This is a genomic window from Rahnella bonaserana (genome assembly GCF_019049675.1).
GTDB lineage: Bacteria > Pseudomonadota > Gammaproteobacteria > Enterobacterales > Enterobacteriaceae > Rahnella > Rahnella bonaserana.
On record NZ_JAFMOW010000068.1, the window covers coordinates 192,130 to 218,318 of the forward strand.

Here is a 26,189-nt window from a genome sequence, read left to right on the forward strand (position 1 = left end):
TCGGATAGAGTTCGCACCATACGTCTTTTGCCTGTGTAAAAGGCATCGTCTGAAGTTTATGGATTTCTGAGGTAAGTATAAGAATGAAAAAATTGTTAATGGTAGGGTGTTTACTGACCGCATTTACCTCCGCTTCCGTATTAGCGGACGCCAGCAGCGATCTCAAATCCCGTCTGGGCAAACTTAATACTTTCCACGCCAGCTTCACTCAGACTGTCACCAGCGATGATGGTGCAGCCGTTCAGCAGGGCGAAGGTCAGCTGTGGGTCAAGCGTCCGAACCTGTTTAACTGGCATATGACGACGCCGGATGAAAGCATTCTGGTTTCTGACGGCAAAACCCTGTGGTTCTACAATCCGTTCGTAGAGCAGGTCACCGCGACCTGGCTTAAAAACGCGACCGGTAACACACCGTTCATGCTGATTACCCGTAACGACAGCAGCGACTGGGCTAAATACAACGTGAAGCAGAAAGGCGATGATTTTGAGTTAACGCCAAAAACGTCAACCGGTAATCTGAAGCAATTTGCCATCACGGTTACGCCGACCGGCACCATCAAAAGCTTTACTGCGGTTGAGCAGGACGGTCAGAAAAGTGCTTACACACTGAAGGGTGAGCAAAATGCGGCCGTTGATGATGCTAAATTTAAATTTACTCCACCTAAGGGTGTGACGGTGGACGACCAGCGTCAGTGAGGTTAGTTTGAGTAATCTGTCACTCGATTTTTCCCAAAATGAATTCCAGCCACTGGCCGCCAGAATGCGGCCAGTAACCCTTGCAGAATACATCGGGCAGCAGCATCTGTTAGCGCCTGGCAAACCTTTGCCGCGGGCGATTGAAGCAGGGCAACTGCATTCTATGATTTTGTGGGGGCCTCCGGGCACCGGGAAAACGACGCTGGCAGAACTGATTGGCCGCTATGCTAATGCCGATGTTGAACGTATTTCGGCGGTAACATCAGGCGTGAAAGATATCCGTGAAGCGATTGAGCGTGCCCGGCAGAATCGTGATGCCGGGCGTCGTACGATCCTGTTCGTCGACGAGGTTCATCGTTTTAACAAAAGTCAGCAGGACGCTTTCCTGCCGCACATAGAAGATGGCACCATAACGTTCATTGGTGCAACGACTGAAAACCCCTCGTTCGAACTCAATTCCGCATTGCTTTCCCGCGCACGTGTTTATCTGCTCAAATCACTGACGGCTGAAGATATCGAGAAAGTGATTGATCAGGCACTGACTAATGCCGAGCGCGGTTATGCCAATGAAAAAATCCGCGTCCCGCCAGAAACCCGCCGCATGCTTTCGGAGCTGGTGAATGGTGACGCGCGCCGTGCTCTCAACAGTATTGAGATGATGGCCGATATGGCCGAAATTGACGCCAAAGGTTACCGGACGTTAACGCCGGAATTGCTCACGGAAATAGCCGGTGAGCGCAGTGCGCGTTTCGATAATAAAGGCGATCGTTTTTACGATTTAATCTCTGCGTTGCATAAATCTGTACGCGGTTCCTCGCCTGATGCCGCTCTTTACTGGTATGCGAGAATCATCACTGCCGGCGGCGATCCGCTATATGTGGCGCGCCGTTTGCTGGCGATTGCCTCCGAGGATGTCGGCAATGCGGATCCGCGTGGTATGCAGGTCGCCATTGCTGCCTGGGATTGTTTCACCCGTGTCGGTCCGGCGGAAGGTGAGCGGGCGATTGCTCAGGCGATTGTGTATCTGGCGTGTGCGCCTAAAAGTAATGCTGTTTATACCGCGTTCAAATCGGCCATGCGCGATGCGCGCGAAATGGCTGATTACGATGTACCTGAACATTTGCGGAATGCACCCACGAAGTTGATGAAAGAAATGGGTTTGGGTGCAGAGTATCGTTATGCACATGACGAACCCAACGCCTACGCGGCGGGCGAAGATTATTTCCCTCCTGAAATGGCCCGTACGCAGTATTATTACCCGACGTCACGCGGGCTTGAAGGCAAGATCGGCGAAAAGCTGGCATGGCTTGCCGAGCAAGATCAAAATAGCCCGACAAAACGCTACCGCTAACTTTATCGTTGCGGTAAGGTTACCCGTGATAACTCTTTGACACGCTGCCGTTTCAGGCAGTGTGCATCGTCAAAATAACATTCAATAATGACACGTACAGGATTAGCATGCTCGATCCCAATATGCTGCGTAATGAGCTAGACGCAGTTGCAGAAAAACTCGCTCGCAGAGGTTTTAAACTCGATGTGGAAACGCTGCGTTCTCAGGAAGAACGCCGCAAAGTCTTGCAGGTAGAAACGGAAACTCTCCAGGCTGAACGTAACGCACGATCGAAAACTATCGGTCAGGCAAAGGCCCGTGGCGAAGACATCGAACCCCTGCGTCTGGAAGTGAATACGCTGGGTGAGAAGCTGGATGCCGCGAAGGCTGAACTGGAAGCATTGCAAAATGATATCCGTGATATCGCTTCTGCTATTCCGAACCTGCCTGATGATTCCGTACCTGCTGGTAAAGACGAAAACGACAACCAGGAAGTGAGCCGCTGGGGTACGCCGCGCCAGTACGATTTCGCTGTGCGTGATCACGTGTCGCTGGGCGAAATGGCCGGTGGTCTTGATTTTGCCGCTGCCGTTAAACTGACCGGTGCGCGTTTTGTGGTGATGAAAGGGCAAATCGCCCGTATGCACCGCGCGCTGTCCCAGTTTATGCTGGACTTGCACACTGAACAGCACGGTTACCTGGAAACTTACGTTCCGTATCTGGTCAATCAGGAAACGTTGTACGGTACCGGTCAGTTGCCGAAGTTTGGCGAAGACCTGTTCCATACCAAACCGCTGGATGAAGAAGCGGGTAGCAGCAACTATGCGCTGATCCCGACGGCTGAAGTTCCGCTCACTAACCTGACGCGTGATGAAATTCTTGAAGAAGAATCTCTGCCACTGAAAATGACGGCACATACGCCTTGCTTCCGTTCCGAAGCCGGCTCTTATGGTCGTGATACCCGTGGTCTGATCCGTATGCACCAGTTTGACAAGGTCGAGATGGTACAGATCGTTCGTCCGGAAGAATCAATGGACGCGCTGGAAGAACTGACCGGTCATGCTGAAAAAGTGCTTCAGTTGCTGAATCTGCCATACCGTAAAGTTCTGCTGTGTACCGGCGACATGGGCTTCGGCTCATGCAAGACCTACGATCTGGAAGTCTGGCTGCCGGCGCAGGATACTTACCGCGAAATCTCCTCATGTTCAAACATGGGTGATTTCCAGGCTCGCCGTATGCAGGCGCGTTGCCGCAGCAAAACCGATAAAAAACCACGTCTGGTTCATACCCTGAATGGTTCGGGTCTGGCTGTGGGTCGTACACTCGTGGCTGTGCTGGAAAACTATCAGCAAGCTGACGGTCGTATCGAAGTGCCGGAAGTATTACGCCCTTATATGGGGGGTTTAGAATATATCGGCTAACCCCGTTGTATATGCATTAATATAGCCAAAAAGCGCCTTAGGGCGCTTTTTTTATGCATAAAATCATGCGTTGCGTTAAGAATTCCTCATTTCCCCTGATCCAACCTTGCCTTTTTTGATAGCAGACAAAGTTTCCTACCACCTTATTAGTAGTATCCCTGCATTCTGAGTGGGTAACTACTTTAAGACCGGAGCGGGAAAATGTCGGAAATTAAACCAGAAATCACCACGGTTAAAAGTGGTATCAGCCGCCGGACGTTGATGAAAACATCAACGCTGGCAGGACTGGCCCTTGCTGCAGGCGGCGTATCGCTGCCATTTAGCCGTAAAGCACTGGCGCAGGCTGTGGGTGAGGCGAAAAATTCTGCACCTGAAGACAAAGTGGTCTGGGGAGCCTGCTCGGTCAACTGCGGCAGCCGCTGCGCGCTGCGTCTCCATGTACGTGATGACGAAGTGTACTGGGTCGAAACGGATAATACCGGACATGACATCTACGGTGATCATCAGGTTCGCGCCTGCCTGCGTGGCCGCTCAATCCGCCGGCGAATGAACCATCCGGAGCGTCTGAATTACCCTATGAAGCGTGTCGGCAAACGTGGTGAAGGTAAATTCAAACGCATCAGTTGGGAACAGGCCTTTGATGAGATCGCCAATAACCTGAAGCGGATTGTCGCCAAATATGGCAATGAGGCCGTTTACATCAACTACACCTCCGGCATTGTGGGCGGCAATATTACCCGTTCTTCCCCTTACGCCTCTCTGGTTGCCCGTCTGATGAACTGTTACGGCGGCTTCCTTAGCCATTACGGTACTTACAGTACCGCGCAAATCGCCTGCGCCATGCCATACACTTATGGCAGTAATGATGGTAACAGCACGTCAGATATTGAAAACAGCAAGCTTGTGGTGCTTTTCGGTAACAATCCGGCGGAAACGCGCATGAGCGGTGGCGGCATCACCTACTACCTCGAGCAGGCGCGTCAGCGTTCCAATGCCCGTATGATCGTGATCGACCCGCGCTACACTGACACTGCCGCTGGCCGTGAAGATGAGTGGATCCCGATCCGTCCGGGAACGGATGCTGCGCTGGTCGCCGGTCTTGCGCATGTGTTGATCTCCGAAAATATGGTCGATCAGCCTTTCCTCGATGCCTGTTGCGTGGGCTATGACGAAAAAACATTGCCCGCGGACGCACCGGCCAACAGCCACTACAAAGCTTATATTCTCGGTCAGGGGGAAGATGGGACGGCGAAGACGCCTGCATGGGCATCCCGTATTACCGGTATTCCGGCAGACCGTATTGTCAAACTGGCCCGGGAAATTGGACAAGCCAAACCGGCGTATATTTCTCAGGGCTGGGGTCCGCAGCGTCAGGCTAATGGTGAGCTGACCTCCCGCGCCATCGCCATGCTGCCGATTTTGACCGGCAATGTTGGCATTAATGGCGGTAACAGCGGCGCGCGTGAGTCGACTTACACCATTACTATCGAACGTATGCCGGTGCTGGAAAACCCGGTGAAAACGCAGATCTCCTGTTTCAGCTGGACTGATGCCATTGCGCGCGGACCTGAAATGACCGCCAAAGCAGACGGTGTGCGCGGTAAAGACAAGCTGGATGTGCCGATCAAATTCATCTGGAACTATGCCGGAAACACCATCACCAACCAGCATTCAGATATCAATAAAACTCACGATATTCTGCAGGATGACTCGCAATGCGAAATGATCGTGGTGCTGGAAAACTTCATGACATCCTCGGCGAAATACGCCGATATCCTGCTGCCGGATCTCATGACTGTCGAACAGGAAGATATTATTCCAAACGACTACGCCGGGAATATGGGATACCTGATTTTCATCCAGCCCGCGACCTCCGCCAAATTCGAGCGCAAAGGCATTTACGAGATGATGAGCGAAGTGGCGCGTCGTCTTGGTCCGGATGTTTACGACAAATTTACCGAAGGCCGTACCCAGCGAGAATGGTTGCAGTATCTGTACGCCAAAATGCTGGCGAAAGACCCGGCATTGCCTGCGTATGAAGAACTGCGCGAAATGGGAATTTATAAACGTAAAGATCCGGCAGGGCATTTCGTGGCCTATAAAAAATTCCGTCAGGATCCTGTCGCTAATCCGCTAAAAACACCCTCCGGAAAAATCGAAATTTATTCCTCTGCACTGGCCAAAATTGCCAGTGAATGGGAGCTGAAAAAAGACGAAACAATCAGCCCGCTTCCAGTCTATGCCTCAACCTTTGAAGGCTGGGATGACCCGAAACGCAGTCAGTTCCCGCTCCAGATGTTCGGCTTCCATTACAAAGCCCGCACTCATTCCACGTACGGCAATATCGACGTGCTGCAGGCGGCCTGTCGTCAGGAAGTGTGGATTAATCCAATGGATGCCAAAACCCGTGGCATTGAGAACGGTGACAAAGTGAAAGTGTTTAACGACCGCGGCGAAGTACGTGTGGCAGCGAAAGTCACGCCACGCATCATGCCAGGTGTCGTCGCGATGGGGCAGGGCGCATGGCATCAGGCCAATATGAGTGGTGACCGTATTGACCATGGTGCCTGCATGAACACGCTGACGACCCAGCGCCCGTCTCCGCTGGCGAAAGGTAATCCTCAGCATACGAATTTGATTCAGATAGAAAAAGTCTAAAAAAGCCCTGGCCCAGGAGCCTGGCTCAGTAACATGGTTGTTAAATTTTTCGTCCTTAAGATAAGGGCGCAACGGAGTAAGCAATGTCGGATTCAAACTGTAAGAAAACGGGTTCAGGCGGAGGGATCAGCCGCCGTGACATGGTTAAGGGAACTACGCTCGCCGGTATGGCGGCTGCCGTCGGGGGCATATCACTGCCTTTTAAATCAATACGTGCTGAAACACGTCAGGATTCGGTTAAAACCGCAGATGAGAAAATAGTCTGGAGTGCCTGTACCGTAAACTGCGGCAGCCGCTGTCCGCTGAGAATGCACGTCGTTGATAACGAAATCCGTTATGTCGAAACTGATAATACCGGTGATGACAATTATGAAGGGTTGCATCAGGTTCGCGCCTGTCTGCGCGGGCGTTCCATGCGTCGCCGTGTTTATAACCCCGACCGTCTGAAGTATCCGATGAAGCGTGTAGGGAAACGTGGCGAAGGTAAATTCAAGCCGATCAGCTGGGATGAAGCCTTCGATACTCTTGCTGGCAGCCTGAAAGACATTATTAGCCGTTATGGCAATGAAGCCATTTATCTGAATTACGGTACCGGTACGCTGGGTGGCACTATGACCCGCTCATGGCCGCCAGGTAAAACACTGATTGCCCGTCTGATGAACTGCTGCGGTGGTTATCTGAATCATTACGGCGACTACAGTTCGGCACAAATCGCTGCCGGTTTGAATTATACCTACGGTGGTTGGGCGGATGGCAACAGCCCGTCTGATATCGAAAACAGCAAACTTGTGGTGCTGTTTGGTAACAATCCGGGTGAAACGCGTATGAGCGGGGGAGGCGTGACCTATTACCTCGAACAGGCACGTCAGCGTTCTAACGCCCGCATGATCATTGTCGATCCGCGCTATACCGACACCGGTGCCGGTCGTGAAGACGAATGGGTGCCGATCCGGCCGGGTACGGATGGCGCACTGGCTGCGGCGCTGGCGCATGTCATGATCACCGAAAATCTGGTCGATCAGCCTTTCCTGGACAAATATTGCGTCGGTTATGACGAAAAAACCTTACCGGCAGGCGTCCCGCAGAATGCGCATTATAAAGCGTATATTCTCGGAACCGGCCCCGATGGCGTGGCAAAAACGCCGGAATGGGCATCAAAAATTACAGGTATTTCTGTTGATAAAATCGTCAAGCTGGGCCGTGAAATCGGTCAGGCGAAACCGGCATTTATCACTCAGGGCTGGGGGCCGCAGCGCCATGCTAATGGTGAAATTGCCACCCGTGCCATCGCTATGCTGGCAATTCTGACCGGTAACGTCGGTGTTCATGGCGGTAATTCAGGTGCCCGCGAAGGGTCTTACGAAATCCCGTTTGTCCGGATGCCAACGCTGGAAAACCCGGTTCAGACCAGTATTTCCATGTTTATGTGGACGGACGCGATTGTGCGTGGCCCGCAAATGACTGCCACCAAAGATGGCGTGCGTGGGAAAGCCAGACTGGATGTGCCGATCAAATTTATCTGGAACTACGCCGGTAACTGCCTGATTAACCAGCATTCTGATATCAACCGTACCCATGACATTCTTCAGGATGACCGGCAATGCGAGATGATTGTGGTGATTGATAACCACATGACGTCTTCGGCGAAATATGCCGACATTATCCTGCCAGACTGTACGGCCTCTGAGCAGATGGATTTCTGCCTTGATGCATCGTGCGGCAATATGGATTACGTGATTTTTGCCGATCAGGCGATCACGCCGCGCTTCCAGTGCAAGAACATTTATGACATGACCAGCGAACTGTCCCGCCGCATGGGCGTTGAACAACAGTTCACTGAAGGCCGCACGCAGGAAGAATGGTTGCGTCATTTGTATCAGCAATCCCGCGAAGCATTGCCGGAACTGCCGGATTTCGACACCTTCCGCAAACAGGGCATGTTCAAAAAACGCGATCCTGAGCAGCATCACGTCGCTTACAAAGCGTTCCGTGAAGATCCGGCGGCCAACCCGCTCAGTACACCTTCCGGCAAAATCGAAATCTACTCCGCTGAACTGGCGAAGATTGCTTCTGAATGGGAACTCTCCAAAGACGATGTCATTGATCCGTTACCAGTCTATGCCGCTGGTTTCGAAAACTATGACGATCCGCTTGCCAGCAAATATCCGTTACAGCTGACCGGTTTCCACTACAAGGCGCGTACTCACTCCACTTACGGGAACGTTGATGTGCTCAAAGCCGCATGCCGGCAGGAAATGTGGATCAACCCGATGGATGCTGCGCAGCGTGGCATCACCAACGGCGACATGATCCGTATTTTCAACGACCGTGGCGAAGTGCAGATCGCCGCCAAAGTGACCCCGCGTATGATGCCGGGCGTTGTGGCGCTCGGTGAAGGAGCCTGGTATTCCCCTGACAGCAAAAAAATCGACCGTGCGGGCAGCATCAACGTACTGACTTCTCAAAGACCTTCACCGCTGGCGAAAGGTAACCCCTCTCATACCAACCTTGTGCAAGTGGCTAAGGTTTAACGGAGTAAAACATGACAACTCAATATGGTTTTTATATTGACTCAAGCCGCTGCACAGGATGCAAAACCTGCGAACTGGCCTGTAAAGATTTCAAAAACTTAACCCCGGACGTCAGCTTCCGCCGCATTTATGAATATGCTGGTGGCGACTGGCAGAAGGACGGCGACGGCTGGCATCAGAATGTCTTTGCGTATTATCTGTCGATTTCCTGCAACCACTGCGCGGATCCTGCCTGTACCAAAGTGTGTCCGAGTGGCGCGATGCATAAGCGTGAAGATGGGTTTGTGGTGGTGAACGAAGACGTTTGCATCGGTTGCCGTTACTGTCACATGGCATGTCCGTACGGTGCGCCACAGTACAACGAAGCCAAAGGTCACATGACCAAATGCGACGGCTGCTATGAGCGCATTGCGGAAGGCAAAAAACCGATTTGTGTGGAGTCCTGCCCGCTGCGTGCGCTCGATATGGCGCCAATAGAAGAACTGCGTGCGAAATACGGTGATCTGGCTGAGGTGGCTCCGCTGCCGGCTTCACATTTCACTCACCCAAATATTGTCATCAAACCCAATGCGAATTGCCGTCCTGTAGGCGATACCACGGGTTATCTGGCTAACCCGAAGGAGGTTTGAGATGGGAAACGGATGGCATGAATGGCCTTTAATGGTCTTTACGGTCCTGGGGCAATGTGTGGTTGGTGCGTTTATCGTGCTGGCTATTGCGCTTCTCACTCAACGCAGTAAAGAAGAGGCCCGCCGGATACATCTTTCAATGTTCTTCCTGTGGGCGCTGATGGCGATCGCTTTTATCGCTTCGGTTCTGCATCTGGGGTCACCCCTGCGTGCATTTAACTCGCTGAACCGGCTGGGTGCTTCGCCGCTGAGCAATGAAATCGGTAGCGGATCGTTCTTCTTTGCCTTAGGCGGGATTTACTGGCTGCTGGCTATGGTTAATAAGATGCCGCGTGCACTGGGCAAAATCTGGTTGATCGTCACCATGCTGGCGGGTATCGGCTTTGTTTATGCGATGTGCCGCGTTTATGAAATTGATACCGTGCCGACCTGGGATAATGCGTATACCTTCTTCCATTTCGGCCTGACGGTACTGATTGGTGGTCCGGTTCTCGGTTATCTGCTGCTGCGTGGTGCGAACATAAATGGTTGCGGGCTGCGCCTGTTGCCGGTCATCAGCCTTGCCGCGCTGGTCGTGAGTATGGCGGTCGTTGTGCTGCAAAGCGCAAGTCTGGCAGGCATCAACAGTTCTGTTCAGGCTGCTTCAGCACTGATCCCGCAATACGGTGCGCTGTCCGTCTGGAGGTTGGTGCTGGTGGCTCTGGGGCTTGGCTGCTGGTTCTGCCCGCTGATTATGCGTAAGCGTCCGGCACTGGCATCAATGATTCTGGCGTTCGTGCTGGTATTTGCCGGTGAGTTGATGGGTCGCGCCATTTTCTATGGTTTGCATATGACTGTGGGAATGGCCGTCAGCGGTTAAGAACAGTAATCCGATTTATCAGGGAACACGTCGCTGTGGTGGCGTGTTCCCAGTAAGAAGAGTGAATTATGTCAGCAGAATCAATCAGTTTAACCGGTAAAATTTTAGGCGCTATTTTCTTTTATCCGCCAGACTCCCCTGAAGTTCAGCCGTTAATTTCGCTACTGCAAGACAGTGACTGGGCGCCTTTATGGCCGTGTGCCAGTCAAGATGCCAAAGTGCAGGTCACTGAATATTTCAGCCAGATTAATCAGGCGCAAGAAAGTCTCGGGGACGCCTACCAGCGCCTGTTCGTAGGCCCTTACGCGCTCCCTGCGCCACCGTGGGGCTCGGTCTATCTGGACAAAGAATCCGTCGTGTTTGGAGATTCAACGTTAGCTCTGCGCCAGTGGATGCGCGAAAACGGCATTGAACCGCACCTGACACAGGCAGAACCAGAGGATCATATTGGTTTGCTGCTGATGATGTCTGCGTGGCTGGCGGAAAACTCTCCGGCATTGTTGAATGAATTTCTGACGATGCATTTGCTGCCATGGGCAGGGCATTATCTGGAATTGTTGCGTCAGAATGCTGAACATCCATTTTACGTTGGTGTGGCAATACTGGCGGAATCTACGCTCTGTGGCTGGAAACAACAGCAAGGTCTGGAAGTCAACGCAGTGGATCTTTATTTCAGATGAGCGATCCACGCGATGCCCGCTATTACCGGACCTGGATGAGCAGCAGAACGGTCAGCCGCCGTGGATTATTCCGCGGTTTATTGTCGCCGGCAAAACAGGCTGTAGAACAGACGTTAAGTCCGGAGAAAACATTGCTGCATCGACAGTGTCCGCGTCCGCCACAAGCCGTCGCAGAGCCGCTGTTTTTGCAAAATTGCGATGGCTGTGGTCGCTGTGCAGAGGCTTGTCCGGTGGGAATCTTGAGTATCTGTGAAGGGAAGGCGACACTGGCCATTGAGTATGCGGAATGTGATGCCTGTGGTGCCTGCACGTCAACTTGCGAGAGTGGTGCGCTGGATGCTGCTGTCATGATGGATACCGGTTTGCGTCCGGTAATTTTGCCGCAATGTCTTGGACGCATGGATGACTTGTGCAGGATGTGCGAAATTGCCTGTCCGCGCACGGCAATATTTTTTAATCAACAAAATCAACCCAACGTTGATGGTGCCAAATGTAACGGTTGCGGTAAATGCAAACTCGTTTGTTATCATGGCGATATTAACATGTCATTACGGCATCATGATTCCTGATACCCGCGCTTGATTAACGATTTCAATCATCACCCTGCAGTTTGTGCTCAGGTCAATTTTTGCCAGATTGACTTTTAATCCGCCAGTGGCATGATGCGCGCAATTTCTTCCTGTTTGTGGTCATCAACGTCCTATGTCCGCCTATTCTCGCCTCGTTTCTCTGCTCTTGTGCGGACTCCTTCTGCTGACGATTTCTATCGCCGTTTTAAACACGCTGGTACCCCTTTGGCTCAGCCATGAACAGCTACCAACCTGGCAGGTCGGGCTGGTCAGTTCATCATATTTTACCGGTAACCTGGTGGGCACTTTGCTTGCAGGCGGGCTGATAAAAAGCATAGGTTTCAACCGTAGCTATTATCTCTCCTGCATCATATTCGCGGTCGCGACCGCAGGACTGGCGCTTTCAATGAGTTTCTGGACCTGGGTAACGGCACGTTTCGTGGCGGGGATTGGCTGTGCGCTGATCTGGGTGGTGGTGGAAAGTGCGCTGTTACGTAGCGGAACCGTCAAAAACCGTGGTCAGCTACTGGCGGCGTATATGATCATGTATTACATCGGAACGGTAGCAGGGCAATTACTCGTCGGAACCGTACCCACGGCAATCTTCAGCGTTCTGCCTTGGGTGACCGCGCTGATTGTGATTGCGATGCTGCCATTGCTGTTAACGCACATTGAGGATCAGGACAGCGAACAACCTCGCCATGCGGTGATGCCGATGTTCAGACGGCGTAATGCCCGGCTTGGGATAAACGGTTGTATTATCTCCGGTATTGTCCTTGGCTCACTCTACGGTCTGATGCCGCTGTTCCTGACGCATCAGGGAATGAGTGATGCGAATGTGGGTTACTGGATGGCATTGCTGGTCAGCGCGGGGATTATCGGGCAGTGGCCGGTAGGGCGCCTGGCCGATCGCTATGGTCGCCTGATGGTTTTACGCATCCAGATATTTTGTGTGATCCTCGGCAGTATCGCCATGCTCAGCGGATATGCGATGGCGCCGACGCTGTTCATCCTCGGATGTGCGGGCTTCACACTGTATCCGGTGGCGATGTCATGGGCATGTGAGAAAGTGAGTGCTGACGAGCTGGTGGCGATGAATCAGGCATTACTAATGAGTTACACCATCGGCAGTCTTGCGGGACCGACAATGACCGCGATGCTGATGCAGAGTTATTCTGATCGTCTGCTGTTCGTGATGATCGCGGTGGTTTCTCTGGTCTATCTGGTCATGCTGATGCGTAAAGCGGATCATACGCATAATCCTGTGGCAGCAGCGTAATACCCTTCATTCTTGCAGCTGCAAGTGCGTTAGCTACGCTCCGGGATCCGAATCACTGACTTATTTCAGCCCGTCGGGATCTCCTCACTTGCCGCCTTGTTGCAACTCCAATTATTTTGGGTATGGTTTCATTGAAAATCTAAGTCTCATAAAGCAAAAAAGACGCCAAAATGGCGTCTTTTTAATGGGCTGGATATCTGTGTTTAATAGATAACTTTATGCCCGTAGCTGGCGAGAATGTTTTTCACTCTTTCCATGATTTCTTTGGTCGGTGGATTAACGCCGTCCAGTCCGTATTTCTCGCCCATTGCCGTCCATTTATGTTTGCCGAGTTCATGATATGGCAACAATTCAATCTTCTCGATGTTAGTCATGTCTTTGGTGAATTCACCGAGTTTATGCGCGGAGTCATCATCATCTGACCAACCTGGTACAACGACATAACGTATCCAGGTGCGCTGATTACGTTTTGCCAGATAGCGGGCAAAGTCCAGCGTACGGTGGTTAGACACGCCCACCAGATTTTGGTGAATATCGTCGTTCATTTGCTTGAGATCGAGCATGACCAGATCTGAGGCATCCAGTAATTCGTCGATTACCGGATCATAACGGCGGACAAAACCGTTGGTGTCCAGACAGGTATTAATCCCTTCTTTCTGGCAGGCGCGGAACCAGTCACGCACAAATTCTGCCTGAAGGATGGCTTCACCCCCTGACGCTGTCACACCACCGCCGGAAGCATTCATAAAGTGGCGATAGGTCACGACTTCTTTCATTAAATCATCAACATTGATCTCTTTCCCGCCGTGCGTGTCCCAGGTATCGCGGTTATGGCAATACATGCAACGCATCAGGCAACCCTGGAAGAAAACAATGAAACGTATACCTGGGCCGTCAACGGTGCCACAGGATTCATATGAGTGGATGCGACCTTGAACTGACATTGCGGGTTATTCTCCATATTGACCAATGAATAGCAGTCTACATATGCGGGTGCTGGCCTGGCAGAGATAAACTGGAAACCACAGGTTTATGATACCAGACAATTAATAAGGTTGATTGTCAGCAATGGCGCTACTGCTTTGCCAGAGTTCCATAATCTATAGCGCTCTGGCAAAACAGACTGTCGTGCAGACAGTGCAGGGCAGGGAGAGATGAAACAAAGGCTCCACGTTGTGGAGCCTTTTATCAGACCAGATTACAAGGCTGAGTTATTACAGGGACTTGGTGAAAGTACGGGTAATAACGTCTTGTTGCTGTTCTTTAGTCAGTGAGTTGAAACGCACTGCGTAACCAGAAACGCGGATGGTCAACTGAGGATAGTTTTCAGGATGTTCCATCGCATCTAACAGCATTTCGCGGTTCATCACGTTCACGTTCAGGTGTTGACCACCTTCAATGGACGCTTCGTGGTGGAAGTAACCATCCATCAGGCCAGCGAGGTTAGCTTTACGCACATCATCGTCTTTACCCAGCGCATTTGGAACGATAGAGAAGGTATAAGAAATACCATCTTTCGCGTAAGCAAACGGCAGTTTAGCAACTGAAGTCAGAGAGGCAACCGCACCTTTCTGGTCACGACCGTGCATTGGGTTAGCACCTGGACCAAATGGAGCGCCAGCGCGACGACCGTCTGGAGTGTTACCTGTTTTCTTACCATAAACCACGTTAGAGGTGATGGTCAGAACAGACTGAGTCGCTACAGCGCCACGGTAGGTACGCAGTTTCTGAATTTTCTTCATGAAACGTTCTACCAGGTCACAAGCGATGTCATCTACGCGAGAATCGTTGTTACCGAACTGTGGGTATTCGCCTTCAATTTTAAAGTCTACAGCCAGGCCGTCTTCGTCACGGATGGTGCTAACTTTTGCGTATTTGATAGCAGACAGGGAGTCAGCCGCAACAGACAGACCTGCGATACCACATGCCATGGTGCGATAAACGTCACGGTCATGCAGCGCCATCAGCGATGCTTCGTAGCTGTATTTGTCGTGCATGTAGTGAATGATGTTCAGCGCAGTCACGTACTGTTTAGCCAACCAGTCCATGAAATGATCCATGCGTTCCATGACTTTGTCATAGGTCAGCACTTCATCCATCATTGGTGCTTGTTTAGGACCAACCTGGATTTTCATTTTTTCATCAACGCCGCCGTTGATTGCGTACAACATGGTTTTTGCCAGGTTTGCACGAGCGCCGAAGAACTGCATTTGTTTACCCACAACCATCGGGCTCACACAACAAGCGATAGCATAGTCATCGTTGTTGAAGTCAGGACGCATCAGGTCATCGTTCTCATACTGTACAGATGAGGTATCGATAGACACTTTCGCTGCGTACTTTTTGAAGTTCATTGGCAGTTTTTCAGACCACAGAATGGTCATGTTCGGCTCCGGTGAAGGCCCCATGGTGTAAAGGGTATTCAGGAAGCGGAAGGTGCTTTTAGTCACCAGAGTACGGCCATCAACGCCCATACCTGCCAAAGATTCAGTTGCCCAGATTGGGTCACCGGAGAACAGTTCATCATACTCAGGAGTACGCAGGAAGCGAACCATACGCAGTTTCATAACCAGATGGTCAATCAGTTCCTGAGCTTGTTCTTCATTCAGTTTGCCTGCTTTGATATCACGTTCGATGAACACGTCAAGGAAGGTAGATACGCGGCCGAAGGACATTGCAGCGCCGTTCTGAGATTTAACCGCAGCCAGGTAGCCGAAGTAAGTCCACTGTACCGCTTCCTGTGCGTTGGTCGCAGGACCAGAAATGTCGCAACCGTATTTAGCCGCCATTTCTTTAATCTGGCCCAAAGCACGGTGTTGTTCAGAGATTTCTTCACGCAGCTGGATGGTCATTTCCAGGTTTACGCCATTTTCCAGATCGTCTTGCAGAGACTGGAACTGAGCGTATTTGTCTGCCATCAGGAAGTCGATACCGTACAGCGCAACGCGACGGTAGTCACCGATGATACGGCCACGGCCATATGCATCTGGCAGACCGGTCAGAACACCAGATTTACGGCAGTTCAGGATGTCTTTGGTGTAAACATCAAATACGCCCTGGTTGTGCGTTTTACGGTAATCGGTGAAAACTTTTTTCAGCGCAGGGTCCAGTTCACGGCCATAAACTTTACATGAACCTTCCACCATTTTGATGCCGCCGAATGGGATCAGAGCACGTTTCAATGGCGCGTCAGTTTGCAGACCAACGATAGTTTCCAGAGATTTATTGATGTAGCCAGCGTCGTGAGAAGTGATGGTAGAGGCAACGTCAGTATCGAAATCAACAGGAGCCTTGGTGCGGTTCTCCAGTTTGATACCATCCATTACTTTATCCCACAGGGTGGTTGTCGCTTCGGTAGCGCCAGCCAGGAAGGACTCATCACCTTCATACGGTGTGTAGTTCTTCTGAATGAAGTCACGGACGTTTACGCCATTCTGCCATTCACCAGCACTAAAACCTTGCCATGCGTTGGTCAATTTTTCATTGAGCTTGGACATTTTGCACCTACCTTCTAATTTGGATTTCTTTAAAAATCACGAGTAAAACTGTCGTAACAAGACTGCCACGTTGTATCAGTGGTGCTTCTCATCGCGAAGATATATAACCCAGTACGTTAACCCTACCAGCAAACCGCCCCCGATGATGTTACCTATGGTCACAGGGATGAGATTGTCGATGATAAAGTTAGAGATGTTCAGTTCTGCGAATTGTGCCGGTGTTGCCCCGACAGCCTGCCAGAATTCTGGTGTCGCAAAGTTTTTTACTACGATGCCCAATGGGATCATGAACATGTTAGCAATGCTATGTTCAAAGCCGCTGGCGACGAACATACCCACTGGCAAAATCATGGCGAACATTTTATCCATCAGACTGCGGCCGGAATAACTCATCCATACCGCCAGGCAAACCATCAGGTTAGCGAGGATCCCAAGACATACGGCTTCGATAAATGTGTGATGCATTTTATGGTCAGCGGTTTGCAGGACATTAAGGCCCCACAAGCCATTATCGACCATGTATTCACCGGAAAACCAAATCAGAGCCACAAAGAACAGGCAGCCAATCAGGTTACCAATATAGACATTGACCCAGTTGCGCGCCAATTGCCCCCAGGTGATACGACCGCTGGCTTTTGCAATCACGATAAGCACAGTGGAAGTGAACAGGTCAGCGCCACACACTACGACCAGCATCAGACCCAGTGAGAAGCAGATGCCCCCGACGAGTTTTGCAAGGCCATAAGGTACTGTTCCGGTGCCTGTAGTGGCGGTGATATAAAAAGCAAAAGCAATAGAAATAAAGACGCCAGCAGTAATGGCTAAAAAGAATGTTTTTAACGGCTGTTTGGTGGCTTTATAAACGCCGGCATCTTCAGCAACTTTTGCTGTAGCGGCGGGTAAAATGAGATCGAAGGGGTTGTCAGCTTTCACATTAACTCTCTTATTCAGGGCTATGCACTGCGCAACGAGATACTAGCAAAGCAGTATAACGTAAAAATTGACGTGGATCATACGAGGCGGTTTTTGGTGGTTTTCAATGTACTACTGAAGGGGTGCTTTTAGTGTTAACTTATTGATAATTATAGTGTAAAAACATTTTAATTTTTACAAATAAAGTTGAGGTGGCGCAAAATTATTTTCACTTTTAGGTAAATAATAAGGCCTCAATGTTAATTAATATCGTTAATTTAAGTTTGTAATTTTAACTTTGGTTCGGTGCATAAAAAAACGTATAAAAATAAGTGTCATATTTTTATCGTGAAAATGACAAACGAACATTATTTCGCGCAGAATTACACGTCATTTTAATGCCTGAGTCAAACCTTTGCCGATAAACCGAACAGTGCAAGCGAAGAACCTGCCTGGAAGGTACAAATAAAAAAGCCAGCAGGGGATCCCGCTGGCTTTAATCACTTTATGATTGTCTGTGCGATTACGCTTTCGACCAATGACGACGTTTTGCCACTTGCAGTTTTTCGTATGCTCCAAGCAGAGCCTGATGAGCCGGCAATGCTTTCAGTTCAGGATCGACAGCAAACAGGCTGTGGAAACGCACTTCGCCGCTGATTGCTGCAGAAGCATCTTCAACCGCTTTCTGACCATACATTTTCACGAAGGCGTTATAGTACTGCGCAGGTTCGCGATCTTCTTCCAGAGACAGCTGCAACAGTGTTTGCAGGCAACGGTAGTAGTTGTTGCGCTCATCGGTGTAAACAGAAGAGTTGAACTCATGCGCCCATTCAGCCCAGGTCAGCGCCTGATCTAAATCACCACCAGCCAGCGCCAGCATAGATTTCAGCTCGCCGACACGCAGCGTGTACCAGCCGTTGTCTTTGCCGCTTGCAATGCCCAGCAGTTCGCGCACGCGGGTGAAGTCATCCAGACCTTCATCATCAAGCTGAGTAATCATCTCAAGATAGGTTTCTTTTGGCAGATCACTGTCCGGCAGCGCCAGCAATTGATCACGCAGATGCGCACCCATGCTGTTGTTTGCCAGCAGCAAATCTTCAGCAGGATAAATGTCGGACATGCCCGGAACGATAATGCGGCAGGCATACACGTCCAGATGCTCGTAGTCCGCGATATACACTTCCGCATCTTCTTTATCGAAGATAGCCATCAGAGTGGCGAATTCTTCTTCGGTGGTGCCACTGAAGCTCCAGTCAGCAAACGGATAGTCTGCGTCCTGCTTGAACATGTCCCACGAAATGAGACCGCTTGAATCGATGAAGTGAGTTTCAAGGTTGGCGTGCTCGGCCACTTCCTCGTCATCGAAAGTCGGTGCAGTGAAGACATCCAGATCTTTCAGGCTGCGGCCCTGCAACAGCTCAGTGACGGTACGTTCCAGTGCCACACCGAAATCAGGATGCGCACCAAAAGAAGCGAAACAGGTGCCGTTCGCCGGGTTGAACAGAACCACACAAATAACCGGATAATTCCCGCCCAGAGAGGCGTCATAAGAAAGAATAGGGAAACCTTCTTCTTCCAGTTTGGCGATGGCTTCGACCACACCAGGATAGCGCGCCAGAACCTCAGCAGGAATTTCTGGAAGGCTGATGGATTCTGCAATGATGCGGTTTTTGACATAACGCTCGAAGACTTCTGAAAGCCCCTGAACACGCGCTTCATTGGCGGTATTGCCAGCAGACATCCCGTTGGAAACGTACAGGTTGCCGATGATGTTCATCGGAATATAAACGGTCTGCAAATCTGACTGGCGGGTAAACGGCAGCGCGCAGATACCGCGATCAGGATTGCCGGACTGCAGGTCGATCAGATCGCTGGCAACCAGTTCTTTATCGGCGTCATAAAAATCGTGCAGGCGGTCATCCAGAATGCCAGCGGGCAGGCTGTCGTCTTCCGGCTGCGGGAACCACTTCTCATTCGGATAATGGACGAAATCGCCATTGGCAATGTCTTTGCCGAGATAGAAATCGGCGAAGAAATAGTTGGTCGACAGACGCTCAAAATATTCACCCAGAGCAGAAGCCAGAGCGGCTTTTTTGCTGGCACCTTTACCGTTGGTGAAGCACAGCGGGCAGTCGCGGTCGCGAATGTGCACTGACCAGACGTGGGGAACCGGATTCAGCCACGAAGCTTCTTCGATATTAAAGCCGAGATCGGTGAGTTTTTGTTGGAAGCGGGAAATGGAGTCTTCCAGCGCCGCGTCTTTACCAGGAATAAAAGTTTGCGTCATTGAGTTCACTTTTGAGCGTGCTAAAAACGCGCAATGATACGGGGTTTTGCGTATTAGCTCCATGTATTCGTGTTAAGAATGTAATCGCGTTGTAACGCGCTAAGCTTGTATGTAGATCTGCGGTCCCTAAGCCGCTGTTTTCTCATCCCGTGAGGCGTCTATGCAGGCTTTTGATATCAAACGTATGACACTGGATAAGTTCCCACTGGAGTATCTGGGAGAAGTAACATTCCGCTGTTTTTTCATCTTCGTGGTGGTGTTTATATTTCTGAAACTCACCGGACGGCGCGGGGTTAATCAGCTTTCATTATTTGAAGTGGTGATTATTCTGACGCTGGGGTCCGCGGCCGGTGACGTCACTTTTTATGATGATGTGCCCCTCCTGCCTGTGTTTGCGGTCTTTTTCTCCATTCTTCTGCTGTATCGTCTTTCCACCTGGCTGATGGATAAAAGCCGCTATTTCCAGAACTGGATGGAAGGTAAACCGCTGATCATCATTCGCGACGGTGTGTTCGAGTGGGAAACCATGGCGAGAGAAAATATTACCAAAGGCGAGTTTTATATGGAGCTGCGGCAGAAAGGTGTCGAACATCTCGGCCAGGTCCGGCTGGCATTTCTGGAAGCCAATGGCGGACTGAGCGTCTACTTCCGCCAGGATGACGATGTGGAGCCAGGGTTGCCCGTTTTACCCGAAGACTACATTGATATCGAAACCCTGATGTTGACCAGCGGGCTCTATGCCTGCCATCGATGCAGCTTGATTAAGTCATTCAAAGTAGGTGAAAAAGCCACCTGCCCGCGGTGTCAGAATATCACCTGGGTGAGGGCACTGAGCACTGTGCGGGTGTGAACAGATAATCCTGTTAAATTAGCTTTCCAGGGAGGAAAGAACCTTGTGACGCAGATCTCAACGCGCTTTATCAGGTCATGAGGAATAACCGTTGCAGATGGCTTGTTTCGAATGATAAAACCGGTAAATTAAAGGTAACTATGTGGCTGTCTCAGAGAAGTGGTGAGGGGAAATGACTCAGGTTTATAATTTTAGTGCAGGTCCGGCAATGATCCCGGCTGAAGTGTTGCGTCGTGCGGAACAGGAACTTTGTAACTGGCACGGACTGGGTACCTCGGTGATGGAAATCAGTCACCGCAGTAAGGAGTTTATCCAGGTTGCTGAAGAGTCCGAAAAGGATATCCGTGATCTGCTCAATATTCCCTTGAACTACAAAGTGCTCTTTTGCCACGGCGGCGCCCGCGCACAATTTGCTGCTGTGCCAATGAACCTGCTGGGTGATAAATCCTCTGCCGATTATATTGATGGCGGTTACTGGGCTCACAGCGCAGTCAACGAAGCGAAGAAATATTGCACACCGAATGTCATTGATGTCACGACGACCGTCGACGGTAAACGTGGCATTCTGCCAATGAATGAATGGAAGCTGAATGCCGATTCTGCCTACGTTCATTACTGCCCGAATGAAACTATCGATGGTATCGCTATCGATGAAGTGCCTGATTTTGGTGATAAAATCGTCGTGGCGGATTATTCATCCTGCATTCTCTCCCGCCCGATTGATGTCAGCCGTTTTGGTGTGATTTATGCCGGCGCACAGAAAAATATCGGTCCTGCCGGCCTGACTCTGGTTATCGTTCGTGAAGACCTGCTGGGCAAAGCGCGCACTGAATTGCCTTCTATCCTCGATTATACCGTGCTGGCTGAGAACGACTCTATGTTCAATACCCCGCCGACGTTCGCGTGGTATTTGTCAGGCATGGTATTCAAGTGGCTGAAAGAACAGGGTGGTCTGCGTGAAATGGAAAAACGCAACCGCGCGAAAGCCGAACTGTTGTATGGTGCTATCGACCGTACCGGTTTCTACCGTAATCCGGTCGCTGCGGAAAACCGTTCGTGGATGAACGTTCCTTTCCAGATGGCTGATGCTTCTCTGGACAAACTGTTCCTGGATCAGGCGCAGGAAGCCGGTCTGCATGCACTTAAAGGTCACCGTGTGGCTGGTGGTATGCGTGCATCTATTTATAATGCGATGCCGATTGAAGGTGTTAAAGCACTGACCGACTTCATGGCGGAATTTGAAAAACGCCACGGCTAAGTGTGCTGGCTTTCGGGCAAGCAGAATGCTTAAGTAAGAAGCCTTAAAAATGACCCCGGCTCAATGTCCGGGGTCATTTTATGAAATGAAGAATTGGAGAAAGAGTGGAATCCCTGACATTACAACCCGTTGCGCTGGTTAACGGCAGCATCAATTTACCCGGCTCGAAAAGTGTTTCTAACCGCGCGCTTTTACTGGCTGCTTTTGCACAGGGCACTACCCGCCTGACTAATCTTCTCGACAGCGACGACGTGCGCCATATGCTTAATGCGCTGACGCAATTGGGCGTTACGCACCGTTTATCGGCGGATCGTACCGAATGCGAAATTGATGGTCTGGGCAACGCTTTTTCCAATGCTAAAGGTCTGGAACTGTTTCTTGGCAATGCGGGTACCGCAATGCGTCCGCTGGCAGCCGCATTATGCCTGGGCGAACAGGATGTCGTGCTGACCGGTGAACCGCGCATGAAAGAGCGTCCGATCGGCCATCTGGTGGATGCACTACGTCAGGGCGGCGCGCAGATTGATTATCTGGAGCAGGAAAATTATCCGCCGTTGCGTCTGCGCGGTGGTTTTAGTGGTGGAGATGTCAGTGTTGATGGCAGCGTTTCCAGCCAGTTCCTGACCGCGCTGTTAATGACAGCTCCGCTGGCAGGCAACGACACGACGATTCAGATTAAAGGTGATCTGGTTTCCAAACCTTATATCGATATCACCCTTAATCTGATGAAAACGTTTGGTATTGAAGTGGAAAATCACCAGTATCAGAAATTCATCATCAAAGGGCGTAAGCAATACGTGTCTCCAGGTTCTTATCTGGTCGAAGGCGATGCGTCTTCTGCGTCCTATTTTCTGGCTGCTGCGGCAATTAAAGGCGGTACGGTACGTGTGACAGGTATCGGCAAAAACAGCATGCAGGGCGATATTCGTTTTGCAGACGTACTGGAAAAAATGGGCGCAACGATTCACTGGGCTGATGATTATATTGAATGCACCCGTGGCGAGCTGAAAGGCATCGACATGGATATGAACCATATCCCGGATGCGGCGATGACGATTGCTACCGCTGCATTGTTTGCCGAAGGCCCGACGACGCTGCGTAATATCTATAACTGGCGTGTTAAAGAGACCGATCGTCTGGCGGCGATGGCCACTGAATTGCGCAAAGTGGGTGCGACGGTAGAAGAGGGCGAAGATTACATTCGCGTTGAACCGCCGAAATCTCTGAAGTTTGCCGAGATCGGAACCTATAATGATCACCGCATGGCGATGTGTTTCTCGCTGGTGGCGTTATCGGATACACCGGTGACTATTCTCGACCCGAAATGCACGGCAAAAACATTCCCGGACTATTTTGATCGTCTGGCGGGAATCAGTACTCTGGCATAGTCTTTCACTGTGAATGCCACTGAGCGAACGGACATCACACGATGTCCGTTTTTTGTTTTTAGGCTCAGAACCGTCCGCTTTTTAGGCAACCGAAAAAATGCGGGGTAACAGTTGTCGTAAAGGCAGCGTATAATGCCGCTCCTGAATTAGTCCTGTGAGGCTAATGAAGCGGGTATCCCCCACCGAAAGGAGACAAAAATGACGGCTTTAGCCCCGGTGATCACCGTTGATGGGCCAAGTGGTGCAGGTAAAGGTACGTTATGTAAAGCGCTGGCCGAAGCCTTTAACTGGCATCTGCTCGATTCCGGCGCGATTTACCGCGTTTTAGCGCTGGCGGCTTTGCATCATCAGGTTGATATTGTCTCAGAAGAGGCGCTCGTTCCGCTTGCCGCACACCTCGATGTTCGTTTTGTGGCTCAGGACGGGCAGTTACACGTTATTTTAGAAGGTGAGGATGTTACCAACGAAATCCGCACCGAAACGGTTGGGAATACGGCGTCTCAGGCGGCCGCATTTCCCCGCGTTCGTGAGGCATTATTGCGCCGGCAGCGTGCATTCCGTGATAAACCGGGCCTGATTGCCGATGGTCGTGACATGGGCACGGTGGTTTTCCCTGATGCACCTGTAAAGATATTTCTGGATGCCAGTTCTGAAGAGCGTGCGAACAGAAGAATGCTACAGTTGCAGGAAAAAGGCTTTAGTGTTAACTTTGAACGGCTTTTAGCCGAGATCAAAGAACGCGATGATCGTGATCGTAATAGATCTATTGCGCCTTTAGTGGCTGCTTCTGATGCGTTATTGCTGGATTCAACCAGCATGTCCATCGACGAAGTCATCGAAAAAGCGCTGGCTTATGCCACAGAAATTCTAGGATTGCCGCAAAAACAAACCCGGTAATCGAGCCTTGATCTGGTGCTGAAGAATATTCAGTGCCAGTTTTGGCTATAGTTTTTTTTAACCTCGCCGCAAGGATCTGTAGCGGGGCATTTGAAACAACCCCATCCAGCAGGAAGCCAGATGGACGTTAAACTTAAGAACCTAAAGATTATCAACATGACTGAATCTTTTGCTCAACTCTTTGAAGAATCCTTAAAAACAATCGAAACCCGTCCTGGTTCCATCGTTCGTGGTGTTGTTGTGTCTATCGACAAAGATATCGTACTGGTTGACGCCGGTCTGAAATCTGAGTCTGCAATCCCGGCAGAACAATTCAAAAACGCACAGGGCGAACTGGAAATCCAGGTTGGCGACGAAGTTGATGTTGCGCTGGACGCTGTTGAAGACGGCTTCGGTGAAACTCTGCTGTCCCGTGAAAAAGCTAAACGTCATGAAGCTTGGATCACGCTGGAAAAAGCTTACGAAGAATCTGCAACTGTTACCGGTGTTATCAACGGTAAAGTTAAAGGCGGTTTCACTGTTGAGCTGAACGGTATCCGTGCGTTCCTGCCAGGTTCACTGGTAGACGTTCGTCCTGTTCGCGACACGCTGCATCTCGAAGGCAAAGATCTTGAGTTCAAAGTCATCAAGCTGGACCAGAAACGCAACAACGTTGTTGTTTCCCGTCGTGCAGTAATTGAGTCTGAGAACAGCGCAGAGCGCGATCAGCTGCTGGAAAACCTGCAGGAAGGCATGGAAGTTAAAGGTATCGTTAAGAACCTCACTGACTACGGTGCATTCGTTGATCTGGGCGGCGTTGACGGCCTGCTGCACATCACTGACATGGCTTGGAAACGTGTTAAACACCCAAGCGAAATCGTTAATGTTGGCGATGAAATCACTGTTAAAGTCCTTAAATTCGACCGCGAACGTACCCGTGTGTCACTGGGTCTGAAACAACTGGGCGAAGATCCATGGGTCGCTATCGCTAAACGTTACCCTGAAGGTACTAAACTGACTGGTCGCGTTACTAACCTGACTGATTACGGCTGCTTCGTAGAAATCGAAGAAGGCGTTGAAGGTCTGGTTCACGTTTCTGAAATGGATTGGACTAACAAAAACATCCACCCATCTAAAGTTGTTAACGTGGGCGATGTTGTTGAAGTTATGGTTCTGGATATCGACGAAGAACGTCGTCGTATCTCCCTGGGCCTGAAACAATGCAAAAACAACCCATGGCAGCAGTTTGCAGAAACCCACAACAAGAACGACCGCGTTGAAGGTAAAATCAAGTCAATCACTGACTTCGGTATCTTCATTGGTCTGGACGGCGGCATCGACGGCCTGGTTCACCTGTCTGACATCTCCTGGAACGTTGCAGGCGAAGAAGCAGTACGTGAATACAAAAAAGGCGACGAAATCGCAGCTGTGGTCCTGCAAGTTGACGCAGAACGTGAACGTATCTCCCTGGGCGTGAAACAACTGGCTGAAGATCCATTCAATAACTACCTGTCTGTTAACAAGAAAGGTACTATTGTTACTGGTAAAGTCACTGCAGTTGACGCCAAAGGTGCTACAGTTGAATTAGCTGGTGGCGTAGAAGGTTACCTGCGCGCTTCAGAAGCTTCTCGCGACCGTATTGAAGACGCAACTCTGGTTCTGAGCGTTGGTGATGAAGTTGAAGCTAAATTCACCGGTGTTGATCGTAAGAACCGCGTAGTAAGCCTGTCCGTCCGTGCTAAGGACGAAGCAGACGAGAAAGATGCAATCGCTGTTGTTAACAACAAACCAGATGAAAGCAACTTCTCTAACGCTATGGCTGAAGCGTTCAAAGCGGCAAAAGGCGAGTAATGACGGGGGGCAACTCTGTTGCCCCGAAACGGTAGTTTAGCTGCAAAGCTTGGAGGTATTATGACCAAGTCTGAACTTATTGAAAGACTTGCTGGCCAGCACTCTCATATCCCGGCGAAAGCTGTTGAGGATGCAGTGAAAGAGATGCTTGAGCATATGGCTGCAACCTTGGCTGATGGTGAACGCATCGAAATCCGTGGGTTTGGCAGTTTTTCTCTTCACTACCGTGCTCCGCGTGTTGGGCGCAACCCTAAAACGGGTGATAAAGTTGAGCTGGACGGCAAGTACGTTCCTCACTTTAAACCAGGCAAAGAGTTGCGTGATCGCGCGAACATTTATGGTTAAGGTTTCGGCCTGACATAAATGTCTGCCTATAGCGAACGTAAAACGGTACCTTTCGGGGTGCCGTTTTTTTTGCTCTTTTTTGCCAAAATTAACCCTCCATAACCAGTCTCACTCCGATATTTTGCGTAATGTCTCGCATTGATTCTGTCTTCTGCTTGTCCCCCATGCGCCTAAAAATCATACTCCGGCACCGAAAGCTACAAAGCTACCGAAAGTATTGGTGGTTATACGTCAGGGAGTAAAAAAATAAAAATCTCAACGGATGAGGCTGCTG

The 26,189-nt window shown here is 50.5% G+C and carries 20 protein-coding genes; 16 read left to right on the forward strand and 4 right to left on the reverse strand.

The features are described from left to right. Positions 1–83: 83 nt before the first annotated feature. The 10 genes from lolA to J1778_RS22590 all read left to right on the forward strand — a co-directional run bounded on the left by lolA (position 84) and on the right by J1778_RS22590 (position 12,651). Entirely contained in the window at positions 84–695 is a 612-nt protein-coding gene (lolA, locus tag J1778_RS22545; protein WP_217150514.1) for an outer membrane lipoprotein periplasmic chaperone LolA, read from the forward strand. A gap of 7 nt (positions 696–702) precedes the next feature. Then, positions 703–2,046, forward strand: a complete 1,344-nt coding sequence (locus J1778_RS22550; RefSeq protein ID WP_217175054.1) for a replication-associated recombination protein A — start codon at positions 703–705, stop codon at positions 2,044–2,046. A 107-nt stretch (positions 2,047–2,153) separates the two neighbouring features. Next, complete coding sequence (gene serS, locus J1778_RS22555) at positions 2,154–3,446, forward strand: serine--tRNA ligase (protein ID WP_217175055.1); 1,293 nt, start codon at positions 2,154–2,156, stop codon at positions 3,444–3,446. Between the two features lie 201 nt (positions 3,447–3,647). After that, on the forward strand, positions 3,648–6,104 hold the full coding sequence (ynfE, locus tag J1778_RS22560) for a selenate/tellurate reductase subunit YnfE (protein ID WP_217175056.1): 2,457 nt from the start codon (positions 3,648–3,650) through the stop codon (positions 6,102–6,104). Between the two features lie 83 nt (positions 6,105–6,187). Beyond that, the gene (gene dmsA / locus J1778_RS22565; RefSeq protein WP_217175057.1) at positions 6,188–8,635 is read left to right on the forward strand and encodes a dimethylsulfoxide reductase subunit A; all 2,448 of its coding nucleotides are present in this window, start codon (positions 6,188–6,190) and stop codon (positions 8,633–8,635) included. Positions 8,636–8,646: 11 nt separating this feature from the next. Next, entirely contained in the window at positions 8,647–9,264 is a 618-nt protein-coding gene (locus J1778_RS22570) for a DMSO/selenate family reductase complex B subunit (protein ID WP_095922658.1), read from the forward strand. Position 9,265: 1 nt separating this feature from the next. After that, positions 9,266–10,123: a dimethyl sulfoxide reductase anchor subunit family protein gene (locus J1778_RS22575; RefSeq protein ID WP_217175058.1), complete on the forward strand. Its 858-nt coding sequence runs from the start codon at positions 9,266–9,268 to the stop codon at positions 10,121–10,123. A 68-nt stretch (positions 10,124–10,191) separates the two neighbouring features. Next, on the forward strand, positions 10,192–10,803 hold the full coding sequence (dmsD, locus tag J1778_RS22580) for a Tat proofreading chaperone DmsD (protein WP_217175059.1): 612 nt from the start codon (positions 10,192–10,194) through the stop codon (positions 10,801–10,803). Continuing rightward, complete coding sequence (locus J1778_RS22585; RefSeq protein ID WP_217175060.1) at positions 10,800–11,372, forward strand: 4Fe-4S binding protein; 573 nt, start codon at positions 10,800–10,802, stop codon at positions 11,370–11,372. Before dmsD ends, J1778_RS22585 begins: the two co-directional genes overlap by 4 nt. A gap of 133 nt (positions 11,373–11,505) precedes the next feature. Then, a complete protein-coding gene (locus J1778_RS22590; RefSeq protein WP_217175061.1) occupies positions 11,506–12,651 on the forward strand; it encodes an MFS transporter in 1,146 nt (381 codons plus the stop codon). 203 nt (positions 12,652–12,854) lie between these two features. Here J1778_RS22590 and pflA read toward each other — a convergent pair whose 3' ends face one another. The 4 genes from pflA to ycaO form a co-directional block, all read right to left on the reverse strand. Next, positions 12,855–13,595, reverse strand: a complete 741-nt coding sequence (gene pflA, locus J1778_RS22595) for a pyruvate formate lyase 1-activating protein (protein WP_217175062.1) — start codon at positions 13,593–13,595, stop codon at positions 12,855–12,857. Positions 13,596–13,865: 270 nt separating this feature from the next. Beyond that, positions 13,866–16,148: a formate C-acetyltransferase gene (pflB, locus tag J1778_RS22600; protein ID WP_217175063.1), complete on the reverse strand. Its 2,283-nt coding sequence runs from the start codon at positions 16,146–16,148 to the stop codon at positions 13,866–13,868. Between the two features lie 75 nt (positions 16,149–16,223). Beyond that, a complete protein-coding gene (gene focA, locus J1778_RS22605; RefSeq protein WP_217175064.1) occupies positions 16,224–17,081 on the reverse strand; it encodes a formate transporter FocA in 858 nt (285 codons plus the stop codon). Between the two features lie 502 nt (positions 17,082–17,583). Next, on the reverse strand, positions 17,584–19,347 hold the full coding sequence (ycaO, locus tag J1778_RS22610) for a 30S ribosomal protein S12 methylthiotransferase accessory factor YcaO (protein ID WP_217175065.1): 1,764 nt from the start codon (positions 19,345–19,347) through the stop codon (positions 17,584–17,586). 160 nt (positions 19,348–19,507) lie between these two features. Between ycaO and J1778_RS22615 the strand changes: the two genes are divergently transcribed. The 6 genes from J1778_RS22615 to ihfB all read left to right on the forward strand — a co-directional run bounded on the left by J1778_RS22615 (position 19,508) and on the right by ihfB (position 25,915). After that, positions 19,508–20,197: a DUF421 domain-containing protein gene (locus J1778_RS22615; RefSeq protein WP_217175066.1), complete on the forward strand. Its 690-nt coding sequence runs from the start codon at positions 19,508–19,510 to the stop codon at positions 20,195–20,197. A 172-nt stretch (positions 20,198–20,369) separates the two neighbouring features. Next, on the forward strand, positions 20,370–21,455 hold the full coding sequence (gene serC / locus J1778_RS22620; protein WP_217175067.1) for a 3-phosphoserine/phosphohydroxythreonine transaminase: 1,086 nt from the start codon (positions 20,370–20,372) through the stop codon (positions 21,453–21,455). 104 nt (positions 21,456–21,559) lie between these two features. Further along, positions 21,560–22,843: a 3-phosphoshikimate 1-carboxyvinyltransferase gene (gene aroA, locus J1778_RS22625; protein WP_217175068.1), complete on the forward strand. Its 1,284-nt coding sequence runs from the start codon at positions 21,560–21,562 to the stop codon at positions 22,841–22,843. Between the two features lie 198 nt (positions 22,844–23,041). Continuing rightward, the gene (gene cmk, locus J1778_RS22630) at positions 23,042–23,740 is read left to right on the forward strand and encodes a (d)CMP kinase (RefSeq protein WP_217175069.1); all 699 of its coding nucleotides are present in this window, start codon (positions 23,042–23,044) and stop codon (positions 23,738–23,740) included. Between the two features lie 156 nt (positions 23,741–23,896). Further along, positions 23,897–25,570 carry a 30S ribosomal protein S1 gene (gene rpsA, locus J1778_RS22635; RefSeq protein WP_095925166.1) on the forward strand — a complete coding sequence of 558 codons (1,674 nt, stop codon included), beginning with the start codon at positions 23,897–23,899 and terminating at the stop codon, positions 25,568–25,570. Between the two features lie 60 nt (positions 25,571–25,630). Then, complete coding sequence (ihfB, locus tag J1778_RS22640; protein ID WP_013574835.1) at positions 25,631–25,915, forward strand: integration host factor subunit beta; 285 nt, start codon at positions 25,631–25,633, stop codon at positions 25,913–25,915. Positions 25,916–26,189: the final 274 nt, after the last annotated feature.